The 20,379-nt window shown below is 69.1% G+C and carries 18 protein-coding genes and 2 tRNA genes; 2 read left to right on the plus strand and 18 right to left on the minus strand.

All coding sequences use genetic code 11. From position 1 onward, the window contains the following. Window positions 1-518 precede the first annotated feature (518 nt). Window positions 519-1,091, plus strand: a complete 573-nt coding sequence (locus ABN034_RS10920; RefSeq protein WP_349690882.1) for a mycothiol transferase — start codon at window positions 519-521, stop codon at window positions 1,089-1,091. A gap of 172 nt (window positions 1,092-1,263) precedes the next feature. Here ABN034_RS10920 and ABN034_RS10925 read toward each other — a convergent pair whose 3' ends face one another. The 4 genes from ABN034_RS10925 to ABN034_RS10940 all read right to left on the minus strand — a co-directional run bounded on the left by ABN034_RS10925 (window position 1,264) and on the right by ABN034_RS10940 (window position 2,699). Further along, complete coding sequence (locus ABN034_RS10925; protein WP_349690883.1) at window positions 1,264-1,407, minus strand: hypothetical protein; 144 nt, start codon at window positions 1,405-1,407, stop codon at window positions 1,264-1,266. 257 nt (window positions 1,408-1,664) lie between these two features. Then, window positions 1,665-1,961: a hypothetical protein gene (locus tag ABN034_RS10930; protein ID WP_349690884.1), complete on the minus strand. Its 297-nt coding sequence runs from the start codon at window positions 1,959-1,961 to the stop codon at window positions 1,665-1,667. Next, window positions 1,961-2,440 carry a tyrosine-type recombinase/integrase gene (locus ABN034_RS10935; protein WP_349690885.1) on the minus strand — a complete coding sequence of 160 codons (480 nt, stop codon included), beginning with the start codon at window positions 2,438-2,440 and terminating at the stop codon, window positions 1,961-1,963. The genes ABN034_RS10930 and ABN034_RS10935 overlap by 1 nt, the downstream gene beginning before the upstream one ends. A gap of 185 nt (window positions 2,441-2,625) precedes the next feature. Next, window positions 2,626-2,699, minus strand: a tRNA-Ile gene (locus ABN034_RS10940). A 277-nt stretch (window positions 2,700-2,976) separates the two neighbouring features. On the opposite strand from ABN034_RS10940, the gene ABN034_RS10945 reads away from it, so the two are divergent. After that, window positions 2,977-3,672 carry a histidine phosphatase family protein gene (locus tag ABN034_RS10945; protein ID WP_349690886.1) on the plus strand — a complete coding sequence of 232 codons (696 nt, stop codon included), beginning with the start codon at window positions 2,977-2,979 and terminating at the stop codon, window positions 3,670-3,672. Between the two features lie 36 nt (window positions 3,673-3,708). On the opposite strand, the gene ABN034_RS10950 is transcribed toward ABN034_RS10945, so the two are convergent. The 14 genes from ABN034_RS10950 to xylB form a co-directional block, all read right to left on the minus strand. After that, on the minus strand, window positions 3,709-4,665 hold the full coding sequence (locus ABN034_RS10950; protein WP_349690887.1) for an NYN domain-containing protein: 957 nt from the start codon (window positions 4,663-4,665) through the stop codon (window positions 3,709-3,711). 535 nt (window positions 4,666-5,200) lie between these two features. Further along, window positions 5,201-5,893: a hypothetical protein gene (locus ABN034_RS10955; RefSeq protein ID WP_349327703.1), complete on the minus strand. Its 693-nt coding sequence runs from the start codon at window positions 5,891-5,893 to the stop codon at window positions 5,201-5,203. A gap of 336 nt (window positions 5,894-6,229) precedes the next feature. Further along, window positions 6,230-6,302, minus strand: a tRNA-Asn gene (locus tag ABN034_RS10960). Window positions 6,303-6,417: 115 nt separating this feature from the next. Further along, window positions 6,418-8,055 carry a M1 family aminopeptidase gene (locus tag ABN034_RS10965; protein WP_349690888.1) on the minus strand — a complete coding sequence of 546 codons (1,638 nt, stop codon included), beginning with the start codon at window positions 8,053-8,055 and terminating at the stop codon, window positions 6,418-6,420. After that, entirely contained in the window at window positions 8,052-8,621 is a 570-nt protein-coding gene (locus ABN034_RS10970; RefSeq protein WP_349690889.1) for a hypothetical protein, read from the minus strand. Before ABN034_RS10970 ends, ABN034_RS10965 begins: the two co-directional genes overlap by 4 nt. A gap of 78 nt (window positions 8,622-8,699) precedes the next feature. Beyond that, the gene (locus tag ABN034_RS10975) at window positions 8,700-9,770 is read right to left on the minus strand and encodes an RNA polymerase sigma factor (protein WP_349690890.1); all 1,071 of its coding nucleotides are present in this window, start codon (window positions 9,768-9,770) and stop codon (window positions 8,700-8,702) included. Between the two features lie 162 nt (window positions 9,771-9,932). Further along, a complete protein-coding gene (locus ABN034_RS10980) occupies window positions 9,933-11,549 on the minus strand; it encodes a D-glucuronyl C5-epimerase family protein (RefSeq protein ID WP_349690891.1) in 1,617 nt (538 codons plus the stop codon). Between the two features lie 180 nt (window positions 11,550-11,729). Further along, the gene (locus ABN034_RS10985; protein ID WP_349690892.1) at window positions 11,730-13,469 is read right to left on the minus strand and encodes a D-glucuronyl C5-epimerase family protein; all 1,740 of its coding nucleotides are present in this window, start codon (window positions 13,467-13,469) and stop codon (window positions 11,730-11,732) included. Window positions 13,470-13,506: 37 nt separating this feature from the next. Continuing rightward, the gene (locus ABN034_RS10990) at window positions 13,507-14,517 is read right to left on the minus strand and encodes a sugar phosphate isomerase/epimerase family protein (protein WP_349327697.1); all 1,011 of its coding nucleotides are present in this window, start codon (window positions 14,515-14,517) and stop codon (window positions 13,507-13,509) included. A 21-nt stretch (window positions 14,518-14,538) separates the two neighbouring features. Next, window positions 14,539-15,720 carry a Gfo/Idh/MocA family protein gene (locus ABN034_RS10995; RefSeq protein WP_349690893.1) on the minus strand — a complete coding sequence of 394 codons (1,182 nt, stop codon included), beginning with the start codon at window positions 15,718-15,720 and terminating at the stop codon, window positions 14,539-14,541. A 39-nt stretch (window positions 15,721-15,759) separates the two neighbouring features. Then, on the minus strand, window positions 15,760-16,926 hold the full coding sequence (xylA, locus tag ABN034_RS11000; RefSeq protein WP_349327695.1) for a xylose isomerase: 1,167 nt from the start codon (window positions 16,924-16,926) through the stop codon (window positions 15,760-15,762). Continuing rightward, the gene (locus tag ABN034_RS11005; protein ID WP_349690894.1) at window positions 16,923-18,206 is read right to left on the minus strand and encodes an ROK family protein; all 1,284 of its coding nucleotides are present in this window, start codon (window positions 18,204-18,206) and stop codon (window positions 16,923-16,925) included. The genes xylA and ABN034_RS11005 overlap by 4 nt, the downstream gene beginning before the upstream one ends. A 108-nt stretch (window positions 18,207-18,314) precedes the next feature. Then, window positions 18,315-18,863 (minus strand): hypothetical protein, encoded by a 549-nt coding sequence (locus tag ABN034_RS11010; protein ID WP_349690895.1) that lies wholly within the window; start codon window positions 18,861-18,863, stop codon window positions 18,315-18,317. A 78-nt stretch (window positions 18,864-18,941) separates the two neighbouring features. After that, window positions 18,942-20,336 (minus strand): xylulokinase, encoded by a 1,395-nt coding sequence (xylB, locus tag ABN034_RS11015; RefSeq protein WP_349690896.1) that lies wholly within the window; start codon window positions 20,334-20,336, stop codon window positions 18,942-18,944. Window positions 20,337-20,379 lie beyond the last annotated feature (43 nt).

Raw genomic sequence — 20,379 nt, forward strand, 5'->3', positions numbered from 1 at the left:
TGGGCGGTTTGATGCCTCCCCCCGCAGGGCGACACCGAGGGGCCACAACCCTCATCTCCCGCGCAGCACCACATCAAGAAGCTCTACCTACATCGAACCCCTCTCCGTGTTCGTGACACACTCCCTTGCGGACACCCGCATGGTCGCCGTCGTGCTCCCCAAGGTGTCGACGGTTAACCTTCCGCTAACGGACGGCTACGTCGGTGAGGGTCTCCAGCTGCGTGACGGGCGTCCGTGCTCTAGAGCACGAACGCGTTCGGTGGCGACATCAGCCCTACGATGATGTGACTGCCGCCACGAGGCTCAGCTCTGGCGCGCCCAGCCCGCTCCATTCGCCGTCCGGTCACAGGGATCGTGCTATGGATTCGCGAGCGCGGGTATGCAATGCGGACGTACATCGTCCGGAACCGGTTCTACGATGCCGGCATGGCTATCGTACGTTCCCAACATGTGAGCTTTGGCTGTCCCGATCCAGGTGCTGATGCGCGACCTGGTCGTCTGAACCTAGGAGGGCGGACATGACGAGTGCACCCGGCTTTACGGCCGGCGAGCCGCCAAAGTGGGACGTCGAGCGTTTCATGCACGGCGATGAGGTCGACACTGCCCTGATAACCCTCGAACGGAACCGGCGCACGTTCGCGTGGAAATGTGCCGACCTCGACGCAACTGGGATGGCCCTGCGGCTCGGCCCGTCGTCGGTGACCTTGGGCGGTCTGCTCAAACACCTGGCCTGGGTTGAAGAGCTCTACTTCCAACACCGGCTGGCGGGAAGGGCGCCCATGGCGCCGTTCGACGGGCTCGACCTCGAGGTCGACTGGGACGACTGGGCCTGGCGTACTGCAGCCGATGACACCCCGCAGGCACTGCGCGCGCTGTGGAACGATGCCGTACACCGTTCCAGAGAATCCCTGGCCGAGGCGCTGTCCAACGGCGGGCTCGATCAGCCAACACACGACGGGATGAACCTCCGGCGGTTGCTGGCCGACATGATCGAGGAGTACGCCCGTCATACCGGGCACGCCGACCTGCTCCGCGAAGCAGTCGACGGCTCCACCGGAGAAGGAGCCCCCGGGGACTTCCCGGTCCCGTGATCCCAGGCCGGCGCGCCGCGATCGTGGTGCGGCGGTGCCGATACCTGCTGCTCCAAGCCGAGCCGCCACGGACGCGGCTTACAGCCCGAACGCCGACGGCCCGCGCTGATGATCAGCCGTCGCAGATGCGGATCCCTTGCGGATATCCCGCACTGTCGCCGGTGTGGGCACCTCAGATGTCCACGGTTGCCGTTCCCCAACCGGACAACACGGCGACCCATCGAGACAACCGGTCCTGGTCGTTGACGAGCCGTAGCGGCCTGCCCGTGGCCGCCGGCGGGAGGATCAGCCCGGGGTCGCCTCCCGTGATGCCCACATAACCGTGATTATGAGGGTAGAACCCGGGTAGGTGCTCGGCTACTTGGAACGCGCCGGTACTCCGCAGCTTCGCTAACGAGGTACGTCAGCGAAGCGATCTCACCCGGTTGTTGTTGAGCTTCCCGGTCGATTCGTCGATGTCGCCGGTGTAGCCACTAGCGTCTCCAGCTGGTCCGCGACGACGCCGGCAGGCAACGGCCTTGGTGTGTGGGCCGTATGTGTACGGCCCACACACCAGACACTTCCTATAGGCAATCAGGCCACGAAGACTCGGACCGCCGACCACGCGAAGTCGAACCCGACGACGCCAACCCGGCCGTCATCGCTGACGGCGGGGCTGCCGTCGGCCCGAGGGAAGGGAATCACCGTCGCCGCTCCATCGTGGACGTCGAGCCGCTCAATGCGCATGGCACCGCCGGCGCTGGCCCCGTTCCACACCTTGTGGTTCCTGAGCATGTAGGTGAGGAACTGGCCGTTGGGCGACCAGGAGATCCGGTGTGCCTCGACACCTTGGCCACCGGGCCTGGCGTAACGCCGCACCTCCCCGGTCATCACCTGGCGACGCGGGGGTTGTCGGTCTTGGGCACTTCCTGGTCCCGAGGTCGGCGAACAGAACGGGCCAGCGGCGTGCCCTCGGCGATGTCGCACTCCGCACTACCTCCGCGCGCATGCCGATGACGCAGCAGCCTACGAGCGGGCTCGACGAACCGACGCCCCGCACAGTGCTCCCGGCACCGGTGAAGGTCCGCATAGAAGGACTCCAGGATCTCGGCGTCGAGTCGCCCGACCTGCAGGCCTCCCAGAACCGGGCGAATGTGCTTGCCGATCTTCCGCTCGTATCCCTGCCGAGTACTGGGCTCCACATCGACAACCTCGAGCCATCGGTCGATCAGCTGGCTAATCGTCGCCGTCGTCCGCGGGTTGCGCCGCTCGTCCACTTGGTTGAGCAATCGAGTGCGTGCTCGCTGAGCGTGCGCCATCGTGTCGACGGTCTCCGTGAGATACATCCGCCGCTTCGTGACCGGGTCCACGCCCGAGTACACCCTGACGCGGAAGCGGCGTGACGGCAGCTCGGTGATCGACCCTCGGGTACGTCCGTCTCTACTGCGCGCCTTCCGACATCCGCGGCGCATGCTACGCCAACTCGCACCACGAATGATGTCACGCGATCAAGCTCTAGGTCGCCCGATAAGGCGTCTGCCCACGTCAGAAGGGGTAGGGCGGGCGGGACTCGAACCCGCGACCCAGGGATTATGAGTCCCCTGCTCTAACCGGCTGAGCTACCGCCCCTCCACACAGCGGGCGCCGGTGCGCTCCGCTGCCGCGAGAAGAGCCTAGCCACAAGTCGCGCCGGGACCGTCGAGAGGTGCGGCGTGAGGCCCGAATACCCACGGCCGGACCGGCGATCACGGCGAGGGCGGCCAGGACGACCGGCTGTATCCTTCCCGGACGCAGTGCAGCCGGGCCATCCGTGCCTGTGTAGGTACAAAGATATTCTCCCAGCCTCACGCCTGTGCGACCGCGTGACCCCGTTCGGCTCGAAGTCGGATTTTTCGGAGGTATCGGCATGCCCTCCGCAGCAGCTGTGCGAATCCTGTACGTACGCCACGGTGAGAACCTGGCCAACACCCTCCACCAGTTGTCGCACAAGGTTGTCGACCATCCGCTCACCGACCACGGGCGCGACCAGGCCGAACAGCTCGCACGTAGCCTCGCCGATCAGAGCTGGCGTTTTGACGCCGAGATCGTCAGCTCCCCGTCGCGGCGCGCCCAGGAGACGGCTCAGGTGATCGCCGCCAAGCTCGACCTCAGCATCGTCACGGACGAACGCCTGCGCGAGATCGATGTCGGCGCTCTCGACGGCCGCAGCGACCAGGAGGCGTGGGACGTCTACGCCGAGGTGCATCGTCGTTGGGCGGCAGGCGAATGGTCCCGCCGGTTCTCCGACGGGGAGAACCTCCGCAACCTCGCCAACCGGCTCCGCGCGGCGCTCCTGGGAGCGGCGACGACGGTCGGGCAGCGACCAGCGACCCAGGGAGGCCGTGACACGCCGGTCGTGTTGGTGGTGGGCCACGGTGGCGGGTTCCGGGCAGCGCTTCCGTACCTCGTCAAGAATGTCGCGGACGCCTATCCCCATGACGACATGGCCAACTGTGCCGTGACGTACCTCCGGGCGATACCCGCATCCCGGCCGTCGGTGATCCATCTGGAGGCGTGGGGTGTTCCGTGTGCGGAGCTCCATCGGCTCCGGGTCCCCGACTGATCCGATCCACTCCCTCAGGACGACAGCGGCGGGTGGCTACTTGGTCGCCTTGCCGACGGTGATGTCGAACTCGCGGTAGACCCTCGCCCAGAAGCCGTCCCGCAGCCAGACCCTGGCCTCGGGATAGGGGCGCAGGGAGTGGCCGAGTTCCTTCTCCGCCTCGATGAGCAGTTCGGTGTCGATCACGGTCGGCAGGATCGGCCCTGGCAGCAGATCGCGGATGTTGTCGCGGCCGCGGGTGAGGATCCACTTCTGCGCGACGTGTTCGCCGACCTCTTCCACGGTGTTCGGATTGGGGCCGAGCTTGGAGAGCGTGGCGCCGAGTGAGTGCGGACGCACCGACTTCGCGGCCGGCGCTCGGGCGGCGAACACCTCGGCCGGCGTCGGCGCCGCGCTCGGCTGGGTGGCGTGGTGGGGCAGCGGGTGCGCCTGGCGGAAGTACGGCCGGAGCAGGTCGGCGGACAGCACCTGCACGGTGTCGGACTCCCAGACGAGTCGTTCGGCCTGGTTGCTGCCGTAGGACGGCTCCACCCCCCAGAGGTGGATCCGGACGCCGTACGCCTGGGCTGCCTCGACCGCCGACACGAGGTCCTCGTCCCCGGCGAGCAGCACCGCGTCGGTGACGGCACCGTGCCGGGCGAGCGCGTCAAGGTCGCTGCGGATCTGGGCGTCGACGCCCTTCTGCTGACCCTGCTTGTTGAGATTGCCGAGGCGTACCTTCACCATCGGCAGGGCTGCGATCACTCGCTGGTCGACGGTGGGTACGCGATCATGGGCGGCGTCGTACCAGTAGACGCGGAGAAGTTCGCCGGGCAGCCCTTCGGCACCGTGCTTCTGCAGCACCTGGATCAGTTCGTCGGCGGCGACCCGGTATTCACGGCGTTCGCGCGCGCCGAAGAGGACCTCGCCGGCCGCGGCGTAGAGATAGCCGACGTCGACCAGGATGGCGTACTTCATCGCGAAGGCCGAGGTGGCGAGATCTGGGATTCCCACAACTGCCTCCCTCGACCCCGGGTACGGCCGTGCCCGCTCCGCCGCCCTTGACAGGTTGGCGTCGCTTTCCCGCGAGACTACACGTCGGACCTTCGTGGTCGGCAGCGGTTGCAGAGGCCGTTCACGGAACGCGCTGGATGCGCTTGTGGGAAGGCTTGAACTCGAACGCTGTCTGTCGCCGCCTGGAACGATCGTCGCCACGGTCGTCACGGCGGCTCTCACGGGCGTACGGGCTTGGCGATGCAGTGAACCAGCCGACCGCCTGACGCAAGGACTTGCCGGTCGGGGAAGGCCCGTCCGTCCGCAACGGGTCCCGGGTTTCCATGTGGCCGAGGGAAGTCAGACGAGGCTGTACGTACGGGCCGAGGATCAGGCCCTGTGGCGTCGCGCTCAGGCGTACGCGCGGAAACGGCGTATCCCTATGGCCGGGCTGGTGATGCTCGCACTCCAGGAGTACCTGACCCGGCATGACACGGACGAATAGGAACGGCCCCCGCCAGGTCTGAGCGGGGGCCGTTTCGATGTGTGCTGCTGCCTACTCCATCGTGGCGCAGATGATGTACGGCTGCACGTTGCCGGTACCGCTCACCACGACGGTCCAGCCACCAGCCGCCCAGCGTCCGGCCGGGTCGGTCTCGGTGGGCTCGGACACCTGGTGGACGTCGCCCGGCATCGACGCGTTGAGCACGACGGTGCCGGTGGTGTTCGCGCCGCCCCCGATGGCGACCTCATCGCCGCTGCTGCACTTCGACGTGATCGTGACTCGACCCTCGGCGTCGGTGACGTCCTTGGCGTCGGCCGACCGGCCGACAATCTCGTAGTTGGACACGCCGTCCGCACCGTCGGCACCGGCCGGACCCTGCTCGCCGGCCGGACCCTGCTCGCCCGCCGGACCAGCCTCGCCGGTGTCGCCCTTCTCGCCCTTCAACTGCTCTACCGTGTCCGGGGCGAAATCCTGCATCAGGATCCTCCCGTCGCGGATCTCGCTCGACCCGACCGCGGCCTCTCCGATGTCATGCTGCCGGATCGCGTTGTCGCGAATCTCGCTGGACCCGACCCCACCCGGACCGATGTCTCTCGACTGGATGGTCTGGTCGGCGATGTCGCCGGACGTAATGGTGCCCGCCGCGACGGCTGCTCCACCTGCGAGCAGCGCTCCCCCCGCGACCAGGGCGAGCGCGGCACCGCCGACGCCGAGGCCTCTGGCCACCTGACGAATGTTCTTCACGTGTTTCCCTCCAGTTGGGGACGGCTTGCCCGCCTTCCCGTGCATGGGAAAATCCTCACGGGCACGGCGGGTTGCATGACAGTTGTGTGACAGTGTTCGTCTCCCGGTAACAAAGCGTTGGCCCGGCGGACGGAAAGCGGGAGAGCCGCGGCCAGGAGTGTGCAGTGCCCAGACCCTCGGCGGGCGCAGTGACGGTGGCAGTCGGCACGGGGCTCATGAGGCGTCCCTCCAGGAGGACGCCCGAAAGGAAAGGCTCCCTCGCTGGACCACAGATTGTGGCGACGGAGAGGGACCTCTAGAGAGTCTCGACCGGGGTATGACCCCAGGTCAGAAGTGCTCCCGCGACTGGACTCGAACCAGTAACCTGCCGGTTAACAGCCGGACGCTCTGCCAATTGAGCTACGCGGGATCGCGACGCCGACGACTGCCGGCCCCGCATAGGTTAGCAGCCCTGCTCCGCCCCACCACGCCGCCGGGCGCCCCGTCGGCGCAGGCCGACAGATGGCCCTTTCGCGGCCCGGTCCTCAGCGCGATATGGCGCCGTACTCGCGCAGGATTTTGACGACCTCGGGAGCGCTGGAGAAGGCACGGACCACGTCGTCGTCGGTGACGATCTGGTGGGCGTTGGCCTCGATGTAGTTCCGCAGAAGCCGGTCAAATGTGGCAGATCCGACCGTACGCCGCGCCTCGTGCAGCATCGCGCCGCCCTGCCGGTAGACCCCCGCGCCGTAGTAGTCCGGCTGACCCAAACCGGCGTACCACCGCATCGTCTCGCCGACCCGGTTCCGCACCCGCGGCGGCACCACGAACCGCGTCTCGGCTCCGGCGGTGCCGTTGGCCAGGACCTCCGCATACTCGGCGAACGCCTCGTCCAGCCACGGGTCCCGCGCCTGGTTGTTGCCCACCAGGCCGTAGAACCACATGTGGGCGACCTCGTGCGGAACGAGCTGCGGGTACGTGCGCGGGTTCACGTTCCCGAACTGGATTGCCCCGGGGAACTCGATGCCGGTCGGGATGTCGGGCGCGATCGTCACCCACAGATCGTCGTACGGAAAGGGCCCGAGGTGGCCGGACAGCTCCGCGACGGCCGCCGCGGTCAGGTCGGCCCACTCCTGCGGTGTCGCCCGGGTCTTCACCTCGGCCGGTGCGCCCACGTGGATGCGTACGCCGTCCACTTCCCGCTCGGCGAGGGTCAACTGCCCCACGGTGACCGTGACGTCGCGGACAGCGTCAGCGGTGAAGCGGTGAACGACACTCCCCGCCCTGGCCGCGGGCATGGTGTCGACGAGCTCGCCGGTGCCGAGGACGTCGTCCCCCTTCGGTGCCACGACGTCGAGCGTCTCGAGCTGGAACTGCTCGCTAGTCACCGTCTCACCAAAAAGGTCCACGGCTGGATCGGTCGCCCAGCCACGGCCGCGTTCCCAGGCGAGCAGCGGGTACGCAGTTGCCAGCCAGGTGGTGCCGTCCTCCGACGAGTAGCCCACCCGTTCGGGACCGTCGGCGCCGAGGGTGAGCGTGAAGGCGAGCTCGACGTCGACTGACCGGCCGGCCGCTACGCAGCCCTTGACTGGCACCCTGATCAACGTGCCCGGCGCACCGCGAGGCGCGCCGGCGGCCTCGACGCGCGGCTCGACCATGCGACCGCCGACTGCCACCGCGGTGACCTCGAGTCGGTTGCCCGACCGAGCTGTTTCCGGCTTGTTGGGCCAGGCCCGGAAGATCACCTCGCAGGTACGCCGGTCAGGGGTGAAGGTCACGGCCTCGGTACCGCGGACGACCTGGCGGTTCTTGGCGACGTCGAAGCACAGCCGGACGACCGGCCGCTCCTTCCACGGCCGGGCCCGTGCCGCGCTGTCGCGCGCGCGGTTCGCCCGCGCGGGTTCCGCCGCCGAGATCACCTTGGAGTTGCCGCCGCCTCCGCCTCCGGTCGGACATGCCGAAGGACCTTGGGGCCCGGGCGCCTGCGTTGGTGCGGGAGTGCCGAGTGGTGGGTCCGAAGCCCGCGGGCCGAGCCGGTCCGACGACGCGGATCCGCTGGGCGTCGGCGTGGCCTGGTCGGCGTCCAGCAGTCCGCCGATGGCGCTCGGAGCACACGCGGTGATCCCGGCGACGAGCACACCGGCCGCGAGCAGGCGTCGTACGGTCGTCGCGGTGCGGCTCACGGCTCGACCTCCGCACGGACGCCGTCCAGCACCCGCTCGGCGGCTGCCAGGATCTCCGGGTCCGCCGGATCGAGCCCCTCGTCGAACGCGAGTGCCCACACCATCCCCCCTGTGCCTGGCTCCCCTGCCGTGCCTGGCTGCCCGGCTGCACCCGATAGCTCCGTAGCCGGCTCTCCTGCCATACCCAGATCCGCGAGCTTGGCTGGCGGACGGCGGGCGATCACCCGGACACCGAGCGGACCGCGCAGGCTGACCCGCTGATCGACGACGACGCTGGCGGTGATCCGTTCGCGGATCAGCGAGAGCAGGCGGGAGCCGGGCTCGGCGAAGCTGACGGTCCAGACCGGCAGACGCTCCCCGAGCGGCGCCGTCCCGGTGACCCGCAGGACCTCGGTGTCACGGTCCCATTCGGCGTGTTCGACCTGCTCCCACGGAATTCGGTCGTATGCCCCTTCTGCCGTGGGAAGGAACAGCGTGCGGTCGGTGCCGACAACCCAACGCTCGGCGGTGTCACGGGATGTCGCGAGCACCCGCTCACCGCGCTCCAGCTGCAGGGAATCGGTCACGTCGCGAGGAAGACCAGGCCGGCGGCGCACCCGCTCACGGTACTGGCACTCCCCCACGGTCCCGGACGCGCGGTTGGGTCAGGCGAGATACTCCTTCAGACCCGGGGCCCAGCCACCACCGCGGAGCTTGGCGAGCGTCTTCGCCTCGATCTGGCGTACCCGCTCACGGGTCACGCCGAAGCGGCGGCCGACCTCCTCCAGGGTGTGCACCTGTCCGTCGGTGAGGCCGTAGCGCATCTGTACGACGTAGCGCTCCCGCTCGCCGAGCTGCGCGAGCGCCCGGTCGATGTGTTCCCGCATAAGAGACGACGCCGCCGCCTCCAACGGGGCGACGGCGTCGAGGTCCTCGATCAGGTCTCCGAGCTCGGATGCTTCCATCTCACCGATCGGCGTATGGAGCGAGACGGGTTCCCGGGCCAGTCGGAGGAGCTCACTGGTGCGATCGGGATCGAGCGCGACCGCCTCGGCGACCTCCTCGATGAGCGGATCCCGGCCGAGCTGTTGGAACAGCGTGCGCTGCGCCCGCAGGATCCGGTTGATCGCATCCACCACGTGCACGGGCACCCGGATCGCGCGCGACTGGTCGGCGATGGCGCGGGATATCGCTTGCCTGATCCACCAGGTGGCGTAGGTCGAGAACTTGTAGCCCCGGGTGTAGTCGAACTTCTCCACCGCCCGGATCAGACCGAGGTTGCCCTCCTGGATCAGGTCGAGCAACGGCAGCCCTCGACCCGTACACCGCTTGGCGACGGACACCACCAGCCGAAGGTTCGCCTCGATCAGGTGTCGCTTGGCCTCACAGCCGAGCCGGACCAGCGCCTGCAGTTCGGCTGGGGTGGCGTCGACGGTGCCACCCTCGACGAGGCTACGTTCGGCGAACAGGCCCGCCTCGATGGAGCGTGACAGCTCCACCTCCTGCGCAGCCGTGAGCAGGCGTACGCGTCCGATCTCACGGAGGTACTGGCGAACCAGATCGGGGGTGCGTTCGGCGAGTTCGTCGAGCGCCGGAAGTTCCTCGACACCGGTATTGACCTCCGTCGGTGCCGCTCCCGGCGAGGGAGCCGCATCCGAAGTTCCCGGTGGTGCGGAGACTTCTGGGGGTGGGGTGTCGGCTCTGTGAGCCACTGACTTGAGCGCGAAGACCGGCACGGCGCAACTCCTCCCAGGGGAAGACCAGCGTGATCAGTCTGCCCGGCTGATGAGCATTACGTTGGGCGTTTGCGGATAATCGCGCAGCAATGACCAACCCCGGCCCCGCGCAGCCGTCGCGACGACAGGCTGAGCGACCTCGGCCTCGGCCGGCCCCACCGGTCAGGAGAGGTCGACCTCCGCCGTCGCCACCCACGAGCCCGCGAGGGGGCCCACCGCCACGTGACCTGCTCGTACGCCATCGACCCAGGCCGACTTGTCGAACCACACCTCTGTCTCGTCGGTCGGGACGACCTCGTCGGTGTCGACGACGTCGCCTGCGGCATTGAACGTGTGGCCGACATAGGTCCGGCCGCGCAACAGACGTGCGTACCGGAGCCCCTTGTAGTTGACCTCGGCGATCGGTCCGCGCACCATCGCACTGTCCGGGCCTTCGGCCACCCAGCTTCCGGCGAGCGGACCCGACGCCATCCGGTAGAAGATGCCCCGGTGCGCGATCCGCATCCGCCGGATCGTGGTGCCGGTGCTCCCGACCCGGACCGTCTCGTTGTCGCGGGCGAGCACGGCGCCTGACTGCAGGTCGAACGTGTAGCCCACCAGGGCGTCGGCCCGGAACTCGACGACCCGCTGCTCCGCCAGGATCGGCGGCGGAGCGTCGTCGCGCAACGTGTCGGCCATGCGAACGAACTCCGGCTTCCCGGTCATCAGCCACAGGAACACGAACTGGCTGATGTGCAGGGTGTGATAGCTGCCCGACGCGGGAGTCGCATGCGGTACGCAGTAGAGCGAGGGACGGTCGGGGACGCGGATGATGGGAAGGTAACGCCGCATCGTCGTGATCGACCCGTCGTACATTCCCAGCGCGAGGGGCTCCTTGCTCACGCGGTAGTAGTCCCAGAGCCCGACGATCGCCGACATGTGGCCGTTGAAGACATGGTCGGACTTCGCCGGGGTCGCCTGGTGCGGATACTCGACCAGCCAGAGCAGGCCGTACTTGTCGACCCTCGAGACCCACGGCTCGGTGGCGCTCGGCGGGTTGAGGAAGCTCGCGAAGGTCCGGTCGGCGGCCTCCCGCCACTGGTCGTCGTCGGTCACCGCGGCGAGGCGGCTGAAGAAGCTGAGCGCCTTGCCCTGCGCAAGACCGCTGTACCACGGCGCCCGCATCGTCTCCGCGGGGTTGCCGTGGACCCGGAAATCGAAGGTGTACGCATAGAACCACGCACCGCGCGACTCCACCCGGTGCTCGACGAGGTGCCGCGCCTGCACCAGTGCCCGGTCGAGGTAGAACTCGTCGCCGGTGAGCCGATACGACTCGAGGTTGGCGATCCCGTCACCCGCCTGGAAGTTGGGGTGGTCGTAGAACTCGCCCGCCACCTCGTGCATGCGTACGCCGTCGGCGTCACGCGGCAGGTCGTCGTCCTTCGCCACCTCGTTCCTGGGAACGTAGGGGACGGCCGCACCACTCAGGTCATGGAAGGCGAACCCGTCCCGCTGGTAGGTGAAGGGATCCTCCGCCGGCGACACCGGCCCTCCCGGCGGTGCCGACCCGTCGTCATGGCGGGCGATCCCGGCCGCGACGTCACTGGCCGGTGCGATCGCGAGGTCCCGGGTGCCGTTGTTCGTCGGCGGTGCGGGCTTGACCGGCTCCGGCGTGACCCTCGGCTGCGCGGCGGCGGGGGCTTCGTGCTCGCGCACCTCAGGCTCCGCGGCGGTCGGAATACAGGCCGCGGTGCCGACAAGGCACACGAGCGCACCGACCAGCACCATCCGACGCCGCATGAGCCCCCCAGCAGCTGCGGCCCCGGCGTACGACGGGGCTCGGCCGATCCCCGCCTGTCGCCACCGACGACACGCATCGGAGTGCAGATGAGAATTTCCCTCCTGCGGAGGATAGTTGGCAACCCCCGGCGCTGGCGCGGCGCCTCGGCGCGGACCAGACCCTAGATGACCGTCTAGGCCCTAGTCGAGGCGGACGTTCGCGAGTGGTACCCAGGTGCCGGCGAGCGGGCCCGCCGTGACGTGCGCCGCTGGCGCACCGTCGACCCAGGCCGTCCGGTCGATGCGGACGTCGGCGTCCTTCGCAGGGCTCGCCCGCTCGGTCGTCACGACGTCGCCGGTCCGGTCGTACCGCGTGCCGACGTACTCCCGACCGCCCTCGAAACGCGCCCGCCGCTCGCCCCGGTAGGCCAGCTCGGCGACGGGACCGCGAAGCGTCGTACGATCCGGATCCTCGCGTACCCACCGGTCGTAGAGCGGGCCGGACGCGACCCGGTAGTAGATGCCGCCCGGCTGGTCGGCGCTCCCCTTCATCCGCATCCGGCGGATCGTGGTGCCCGTCTCTGGCGTACGCAGGCTCACCCGCTCCTCGTCCAGGATCCGCCCGGTAGCGATGTCGACGTCGTAGCCGACGTGCTCACCGGCCCTGAACTCGATGGTGCGGGACGAGGCGAGGATCGGGTACGGGTTGTCGTCGCGCAGCTGCTCGGCGAACCGGATGAACCGCGGCTCCCGCGTCATCAACCACAGCTGCGCGAACTGGTCGACGTGCAGCTGGTGGTAGCCGTTGGATGCCTCCGCGCGGTGCGTGAGGCAGTACGTCGACCGCCAGTGCGGTACGCGCAGGTCGTCGACGTGTCGACGGAGGGTCGTGATCGCGCCGTCGTACAACGCGAGTGCTGCCGGATTCCTCGTCAACCGTTCGTACTCCCACAGCCCGAAGATCCCTGACAGGTGACCGTTGAAGATCCGGTCGGAGTCGGCGAGGGTGGCGCCCCGGGGATGCTGGACGAGCCACACGAGCTGGTGGGAGTCGACGGCGACCACCCACGGCTTTTCACCACCACCGCGTGGGGCGCGTGCGGGATCCGGCGGGAGGAGGAAGCTGGCGAACGTCCGGTCCGCGGCCACGCGCCACTTCGCCTCGCCGGTGACCTTCGCCAGCCGGGAGAACAGACTGAGTGCCTTGCCCTGCGACAGACCGCTGTACCACGGCGCCACAGCCATGTCGTCGGGATCGCCGTGCAACGGAAAGTCGAAGGTGTACGGATAGAACCACGCGCCGCGCGACTCCACCCGCCGGTCGATCAGCCGCCTCCCCTGGGCCTTCGCCCGGTCGAGAAAGAAGCCCTCGCCGGTCAACCGGTGCGACTCGAGGTTCTCCAGGCCGAAGTTCGCCTGGTAGTTCGGATGGTCGTAGAGCGTGTTGTCGACCTCGATCATGCGGACGCCGTGGTCGTCGTGCGGTTCAGGGTCTCGCCTCGGAGCTGTGACGTTCGGACCGCGCGGGAGCTGCCCCGGCGCGAGGTCGTGAAACTCGTACCCGTCCCGGTGGAACGAGAACGGCAGCCCGGGCAGAGTGACCGGTCGCCCGGGTGGAGCGGACCCGTCGTCCTGGCCTCGAAGACGTGCGGTGACGTTGGCGGACGGGCGGCGCGCTCCGACTCGTTCGGGTGCCCGCCCTCCGGCACACGCGACCAAGAAGGAGAAGCTGGCGACCACGCCCAGTGTCGCGCGGGTGAACTCGGCGCGGGTCAGACCGTTGGCTGCACCCGCGCGCCCGGAGTCAGGTGCGCCGCCGAGGGCGGGTACGCCCGGGCCGCCGGGGGCGCACGGCAAATGACCACGCTGAGCAGAGCTGCGGTAGCCGGGACGGGTGTCGACACCCGTCCCGGCTACCGATTGCCCGCTCAGCGTGGTCATTTGCAGGCGATCGGCGGCTGGATCCAGGACGTTTTCCTCAGCCGTCGGAGCTGAACGCGGCGTCGAAGGACGCCTCGGACGGCTCGATGTCACAGAGCGCACGCACGAGCTTCAGCGACTCGGGCGCGCCCATGAGCCGGTCCATGCCCGCGTCCTCCCACTCCACCGAGATGGGTCCGTCGTAGCCGATCGCGTTGAGCGCCCGGAAGCAGTCCTCCCACGGCACGTCGCCGCGGCCGGTCGAGACGAAGTCCCACCCGCGCCGCAGGTCACCCCAGGGCAGGTGCGAGGACAGCCGACCGTTGCGGCCGTTGCCGACGCGACGCTTCGCGTCCTTGCAGTCGACGTGGTAGATCCGATCCTTGAAGTCGAGGATGAACCCGACCGGGTCGAGGTCCTGCCACACGAAGTGGCTCGGGTCCCAGTTGAGCCCGAACGCCGGCCGGTGGCCGATCGCCTCGAGCGTGCGGACCGTCGTCCAGTAGTCGTACGCGATCTCGCTGGGGTGCACCTCGTGGGCGAAGCGCACGCCCACCTCGTCATAGACGTCGAGGATGGGGTTCCAGCGGTCGGCGAAGTCCTGGTAGCCCGCGTCGATCAGCGCGTCCGACGCCGGCGGGAACATCGCGACGTACTTCCAGATCGACGAGCCGGTGAACCCGACGACCGTGTCGACGCCGAGCCGGGCGGCCGCCCGCGCGGTCATCTTCATCTCCTCGGCGGCCCGCTGGCGGACACCCTCGGGATCGCCGTCGCCCCAGATCTTGGCGGGCAGGATGTCCTTGTGGCGCTGGTCGATCGGGTCGTCGCAGACCGCCTGCCCCTTGAGGTGGTTGGAGATCGCGAACAACTTGAGGTTGTGCTTCTCCAGGGTGTCGAGCTTGTCCCGGACGTACTTGTCGTCCTCGGCGGCCTTCCAGACGTCCAGGTGGTCGCCCCAACAGGCGATCTCGAGACCGTCGTAGCCCCACTCGGACGAGAGCCGGCACATCTCCTCGAACGGCAGGTCGGCCCACTGGCCGGTGAACAACGTGACAGGACGCGGCATGTCTTTCTCCTTCTACGACTTCTACGACGTGACGGGGACCCAGCTCGAGCCGGACTCGGCGCTCGCGAGTACGGCCTCCAGGACCTGCTGCACCTGCAGGCCGTCGGCGAAGCTCGGCGCCGGATCGCTCCCGTCGCCGATCGCCGTCACGAGGTCGCGCGCCTCGTGGGTGAACGTGTGTTCCCAGCCGATGATGTGACCGGGCGGCCACCACGCCGACATGTAGGGGTGGTCGGCTTCGGTGACGAGGACGCGGCGGAAGCCCTGCGTGGCGGGGTCGTCGTCGCTGAAGTAGACCTCGAGCTCGTTCAGGCGTTCGAGGTCGAAGGCGAGCGAGCCCTTCTCACCGTTGATCTCGAGTCGCAGGCCGTTCTTGCGTCCGGTGGCGAAGCGGGTCGCTTCGTACGTCGCCACCGCACCACCGTCGAGTCGGGCGATGAACAGCGAGGCGTCGTCGACCGTGACCTCGCCCCGCTCCGTTGCCGAACCCGATCCACCCAGGCCCTCGGTCTCCAGCAGGATCGGGCGTTCCTTGATGAACGTCTCGGTCAGCCCGCTCACACCGGTCACCCTCTGCCCGGTGATGAACTGCGTGAGGTCGACGATGTGCGAGGCGATGTCACCGAGCGCTCCGGAACCCGCGAGCTCCTTCTGCAGCCGCCACACCAGCGGCGCTTCGGGATCGGTGAGCCAGTCCTGCAGGTAGACCGCCCGGATCTGCCTGATCTTGCCGAGCTTGCCGGCGGCGACGAGTTGGCGGGCGTAGGCGGCCGCCGGCACCCGCCGGTAGTTGAAGCCGACCAGCGACTTCACGCCCTTGGCCGAGGCCGCTTCCGCCGCCTTCACCATCTCGCGCGCCTCGTCGACCGTGTTGGCCAGCGGCTTCTCGCACAGGACGTGCTTGCCCGCCTCGAGCGCGGCGATGGCGAGCTCAGCGTGGTTGCCGCCCGGCGTACAGACGTCGACCAGGCCGATGTCGTCGCGCTCGACGATCCGCCGCCAGTCCGTTTCGTACGACCGCCAGCCGAGGGAGTCCGCGGCGGCGCGCACCTTGTCCTCGTTCCGGCCACCGATGGCGGCCATCTCGATGCGGTACGGCAGGTCGTAGGCGGCGTTCACGGTACGCCAGGCCTGCGAGTGTGCCTTCCCCATGAAGGAATAGCCGACCATGCCTACGCCGAGCGTCGGCTTGCTGTCACCCATACGTGGTCCTCTTCTCCTTACCGGATGCCGAGCCCTTGCTTACCGGACGCCGAGCAGGTGGTCCATCGCGAGCTGGTCGAGCCGCTCGAAGCCCATGCCACGGTTGGCCAGGGCATCGACGGCCGCGTCGCCCCAATCCTCTTCGCGCAGGGTCGCGTAGGTCTCGCCCGCGGCCAGAGTCGGCCGCGCCAGCTCGTCCAGCTTGGACGTACGAAGCGCCTCCTGCACCTCCGGGTCGGCACGAAACGCACGTGACCGCTCACGCAGGATCAGATAGTTGCGCATGCACCCGCGCGCGGACTCCCAGACACCCTCCATGTCCTCGGTCCGTGGCGGCTTGAAGTCGAAGTGTCGCGGACCGTCATATCCTCCGGTCTCGAGGGTGTCGACCGCCCAGAACGCCCCGCGCAGGTTGCCTGCCCCGAAGCGCAGGTCCTGGTCGAACCGCGGACCGTGCTGGCCGTTGAGGTCGACGTGGAAGAGCTTGCCGTGCCAGAGCGCCTGCGCGATCCCGTGGGCGAAGTTGACTCCGGCCATTTCCTCGTGCCCGACCTCGGGGTTGAGGCCGACCATCTCAGGGTGCTCCAGCTCGTTGATGAACGCGATCGCGTGCCCGATCGTCGGCAGCAGGATGTCGCCGCGCGGCTCGTTCGGCTTGGGCTCGACCGCGAACCGGATGTCGTAGCCCTGGTCGATCACGTACTGCCCGAGGACGTCGAAGGCCTCCTTCATCCGGTCCAGCGCGGCGCGGATGTCCTTCGCCGCCCCGGACTCCGCGCCCTCACGGCCGCCCCAACAGACGTACGTGGTGGCACCCAGCTCCGCCGCCAGGTCGATGTTGTCCATCACCTTGCGGATCGCGAACCGGCGGACGGCCCGGTCGTTGGCGGTGAACGCGCCGTCTTTGAAGATCGGGTGCCCGAACAGGTTCGTGGTCGCCATCGGCACGACCAGCCCGGTCTCGTCGAGCGCCTTGCGGAAACTCGCGACCGCCTGGTCACGCTCAGCGGCACTCGCCTCGAACGGGAAGAGGTCGTTGTCGTGGAAGGTCACGCCGTACGCACCGAGTTCGGCCAGTTTGCGCACGCCGTGGGCCGGGTCGAGCGGCTCGCGGACCGCGGAACCGAACACGTCCACGCCCTGCCATCCGACGGTCCACATCCCGAAGGAGAACTTGTCCTCGGGGGTCGGTGTGTAGTCGTTCATCCGATCTCCTTCTCTAGGGTTGCGTGCGCCCCATGCCGGGGTGAGAGGGCAGGCACGAGGGTGGGGTCGTCAAGGACGGGTTGCAGGGCTGAGTGCGCCGCGCCTGTCGCGGCGGCGGCGAGGCCCAGGCGGGACAGCGTGATCCGGCAGCCGCCAAGATCGGGCGCGACGACCCGCTCGGCAAGCTCGGCTTCGACCGGCTCACGGAGAAACTCGCCGACCCGGGCGAAGTAGCCGCCGAGCACAAGCACGCGGGGGTTGACCAGGTTGACGAGCATCGAGGCGCCATGGCCGAGCGCACGACCGATCTGCGCGAATGCGCGGAGGGTGCGTGGGTCGCCCGCGGTGGCACGGGACATCAGCAGGTCCAGGCGTTCGTCGAGGTCGCGGCCGTGATCGTGAACGGGATCCGCCTCGTCGGCGGCCAGCCGCAGGAGAGCACCGAGTCCGCACACGGTCTCCAGGCAGCCACGCCGACCGCAGCCGCAGCGCTCGCCGTCCGGTGCCGGTGCGACTGCGAGGTGTCCGACCTCACCGGCGTACCCCGCACTCCCCCGGACCACCTCGCCGTTGACGACGATCCCACCGCCGATGCCGATGCCGCCCGTGAGGTAGATGAGGTCGCGGTCGGTGGCCGCCACGTCCTGGACGGCGGCGTACTCCGCGAGGGTCGCGAGGTTGGCCTCGTTGTCGACCATGACGCGCGTCCTGGGCAGCCGTCGCCGGAGCAGGTCACGTAGGGCGACATCACGCCATCCGAGGTTCGGTGCGACCCGGACCTGCCCGGAGGCGGCGTCGACCAGCCCGGGAGCGGCGACCCCGACGCCGGCGAGCACGTTGCCCGCGGTCTCCGCCTGAGCTGTCACCCTAGCGATCAGGTCGGCAGCGGCGTCCACGGTGTCCTCGACGCTCGCCGAGACATCGAGGGCCGTACGCGCCTTGGCCCGACGCTCCCCGGTCAGGTCCAGGACGACCGCGGCCAGGTAGTCGACGTTCAGCTCGAGCCCCACCGCCAGCACCCGCTCTCCGATGAGCTCGACCTGCTGCCCGGGGCGGCCGACCAGGCCGGCCTTGGTGGGCTCATGGCTGCGGACGAGACCGCGGGTGGAAAGCTCGCCGACCAGGCTGGACACCGTGGCCTTGGTGAGCAGGGTGTCCGCGGTCAGCTGGGCTCGGGTGCGAGGACTGGAGCGCAGGGCGCGCACGACGACCGCCAGATTGGCCCTGCGTACGGCGCCCTGATCCGCCCTCCCGAGGAGGCGCGTCGGCGCATCTGTCACCCAGCCGCCTCCCGGGTCTGGCAACCGCCTATTCGTTCAGGTCCCGAACAAACTAGACCTGTCGACGAGGCGGGTCAAGACGGGCGGCGTCGGGTCGGCGGCGCCTGCTCAGACCGACGACGGTTCGCGGATCGGCTCCCGCGTGGATGAGTGTTCGTCCGCCGTGGAGTCGCGCACGGACTCCTCACGCGCTGATCGTTCCCGCGCGGCCTGCTCACGCGCTGATCGTTCCCGCTCAGACTGCTCACGCACAGCCACTTCACGCGCGGCCTGCTCACGAGTCGATCGATCCCGCTCAGACTGCTCACGCACGGCCTGCTCGCGTACCGGCGGAACCCGGGACTCCTGGCGCACCGGCGCCGGCCGCTGGGGTGCGGGTCGTGGATCAGGTTCCCACCGGCCCGGGTCGGACGTCAGCCCGAGTAGATAGGTGATCGTGCACTCGAGTGCTCGCGCGAGCTCTGGAAGCTTTGCGACGTCGAGGCCGGTGCCGTGCTCGAGGCTGCTCAGCGCCTTGTTGGTCGTGAGCATGCCGAGCCGGGCCAACCGGCTGACCACCTGCTTCTGCGTGAGCCCGAGATCGCGTCGGCGCTCACGGAGCCGTTGTCGTACGACAAGACGGCGACGCGCACCAGCGCCGCCCGGAACTATCGCCATCGTCCCTCCCCGAACGGCACCATCCCCACTCATGAAGGGGACCAATCACGGACGGACCGCCCGCGCGCGCCGTCGCCACTATCCGTGCAGGGCCGTCCGGGCGTTCGCGTAGGCGGCACGGATCTGCGCGCCCGCGTCCGGGTCGACGTCCCGGGTACGTTCGGCGACACTCTCCGCGAGAGTCCACTCCGGCGGTGCCGCGCCCCCGGCCAACGCCCAGGCCGCCTGCCGTGCCGCACCCAGTGCGACGTACTCGGCCGGCGTCGGCACCGTGACCGGGCCCCCGAAGACGAGCGGCGCAACGGCCTGTACGACCGGTGAGCGGGCAGCACCACCGATCAGCAGGATCCGGCGTACGACCACACCCTGGTCACGCAGGGCGTCAAGCCCGTCGGCGAGGCCACACAGCATCCCCTCGACCGCGGCGCGGGCGAGGTTCTCCGGAGTCATGGCGGAACGTCGCAGGTTGTGCAGAGAACCCGCGGCGTCAGGCAGATTGGGCGTACGTTCGCCGTCGAGGTAGGGCAGAAGCACCAGGCCACCGGCGCCAGGTGCGGCGGCCAGCGCCAACCGGTTGAAGCCTTCGATGTCCGTGCCCAACATCGCCGCGGTGGCGTTGATCACCCGCGCGGCGTTGAGGGTACAGACGAGCGGAAGGAACCGGCCGGTGGCATCGGCGAAGCCGGCGACGATGCCCGACCCGTCGGTGGTCGGCCGGTCGTGCACCGCGAAGACCGTGCCGCTGGTGCCGAGCGACACGACCACGTCGCCCGCGCCGATGCCGAGGCCGAGGGCAGCGCCCATGTTGTCGCCCGTGCCGGCAGACACGAGCGCACCACTGGAGGTCTCCCCCGCTGTTTCTGCCGGGCCGAGGACCGTGGGCAGTTCCGGCGTACGACCGAAGGCGAGCTCCAGCAGGTCGGTCCGGTACTCGCCTGTGACCGGTGACCAGTACAACGTGCCGGACGCGTCTCCGCGGTCGGTCGTGGCGGTGGTCGGACGCCCGCAGAGCTGCCAGGTGAGGTAGTCGTGGGGAAGCATGACCTGGGCCACCCGGTCGGCGTTCGCCAGCTCGTGCTCGGCCAGCCAGGCGAGCTTGGTGACGGTCATGCTCGCGAGGGGTACGGATCCCGTCGCGTCGGCCCACGCCTGCGGTCCGCCGAGCTTGTCGATCAGGTCGGTGGCGGCCCCGGCGGAGCGGGTGTCGTTCCAGAGCAGCGCCGGCCGGACCTCGCTGCCGGACTTGTCCAGCGTGACCATCCCGTGCTGCTGCCCGGCGACGCCGACGGCCGCCACGTCGTCGAGCAGCCCGTCGCCCGCCTCCTGGAGAGCGGCCCACCAGGCGTGGGGCGGACACTCGGTTCCGTCCGGATGGGGTGCTGCGCGCTCCGCGAGCACCGCACCGGACTCCGCGTCGCAGACGACGACCTTGCAGGACTGGGTGGACGAGTCGATCCCGGCAACCTTCGGCATGCCCAAAACCTAGCCGCCGCGCCGATCAGGCGGCCAGCCGCCG

Origin of the sequence: Actinopolymorpha sp. B11F2, from assembly GCF_040195635.1 — a bacterium.
Classification (GTDB): Bacteria; Actinomycetota; Actinomycetes; order Propionibacteriales; family Actinopolymorphaceae; genus Thermasporomyces.

Excerpts from the sequence above, each read along its gene's own strand:
- xylA (WP_349327695.1), bottom strand. The coding sequence starts at position 16,926 with ATGAACGACTACACACCGACCCCCGAGGACAAGTTCTCCTTCGGGATG.
- ABN034_RS10990 (WP_349327697.1), bottom strand. The coding sequence starts at position 14,517 with ATGCCGCGTCCTGTCACGTTGTTCACCGGCCAGTGGGCCGACCTGCCG.
- ABN034_RS10980 (WP_349690891.1), bottom strand. The coding sequence starts at position 11,549 with ATGCGGCGTCGGATGGTGCTGGTCGGTGCGCTCGTGTGCCTTGTCGGC.
- ABN034_RS10945 (WP_349690886.1), top strand. The coding sequence starts at position 2,977 with ATGCCCTCCGCAGCAGCTGTGCGAATCCTGTACGTACGCCACGGTGAG.
- ABN034_RS10985 (WP_349690892.1), bottom strand. The coding sequence starts at position 13,469 with ATGACCACGCTGAGCGGGCAATCGGTAGCCGGGACGGGTGTCGACACC.
- ABN034_RS10930 (WP_349690884.1), bottom strand. The coding sequence starts at position 1,961 with ATGACCGGGGAGGTGCGGCGTTACGCCAGGCCCGGTGGCCAAGGTGTC.
- ABN034_RS11010 (WP_349690895.1), bottom strand. The coding sequence starts at position 18,863 with ATGGCGATAGTTCCGGGCGGCGCTGGTGCGCGTCGCCGTCTTGTCGTA.
- xylB (WP_349690896.1), bottom strand. The coding sequence starts at position 20,336 with ATGCCGAAGGTTGCCGGGATCGACTCGTCCACCCAGTCCTGCAAGGTC.
- ABN034_RS10920 (WP_349690882.1), top strand. The coding sequence starts at position 519 with ATGACGAGTGCACCCGGCTTTACGGCCGGCGAGCCGCCAAAGTGGGAC.
- ABN034_RS10995 (WP_349690893.1), bottom strand. The coding sequence starts at position 15,720 with ATGGGTGACAGCAAGCCGACGCTCGGCGTAGGCATGGTCGGCTATTCC.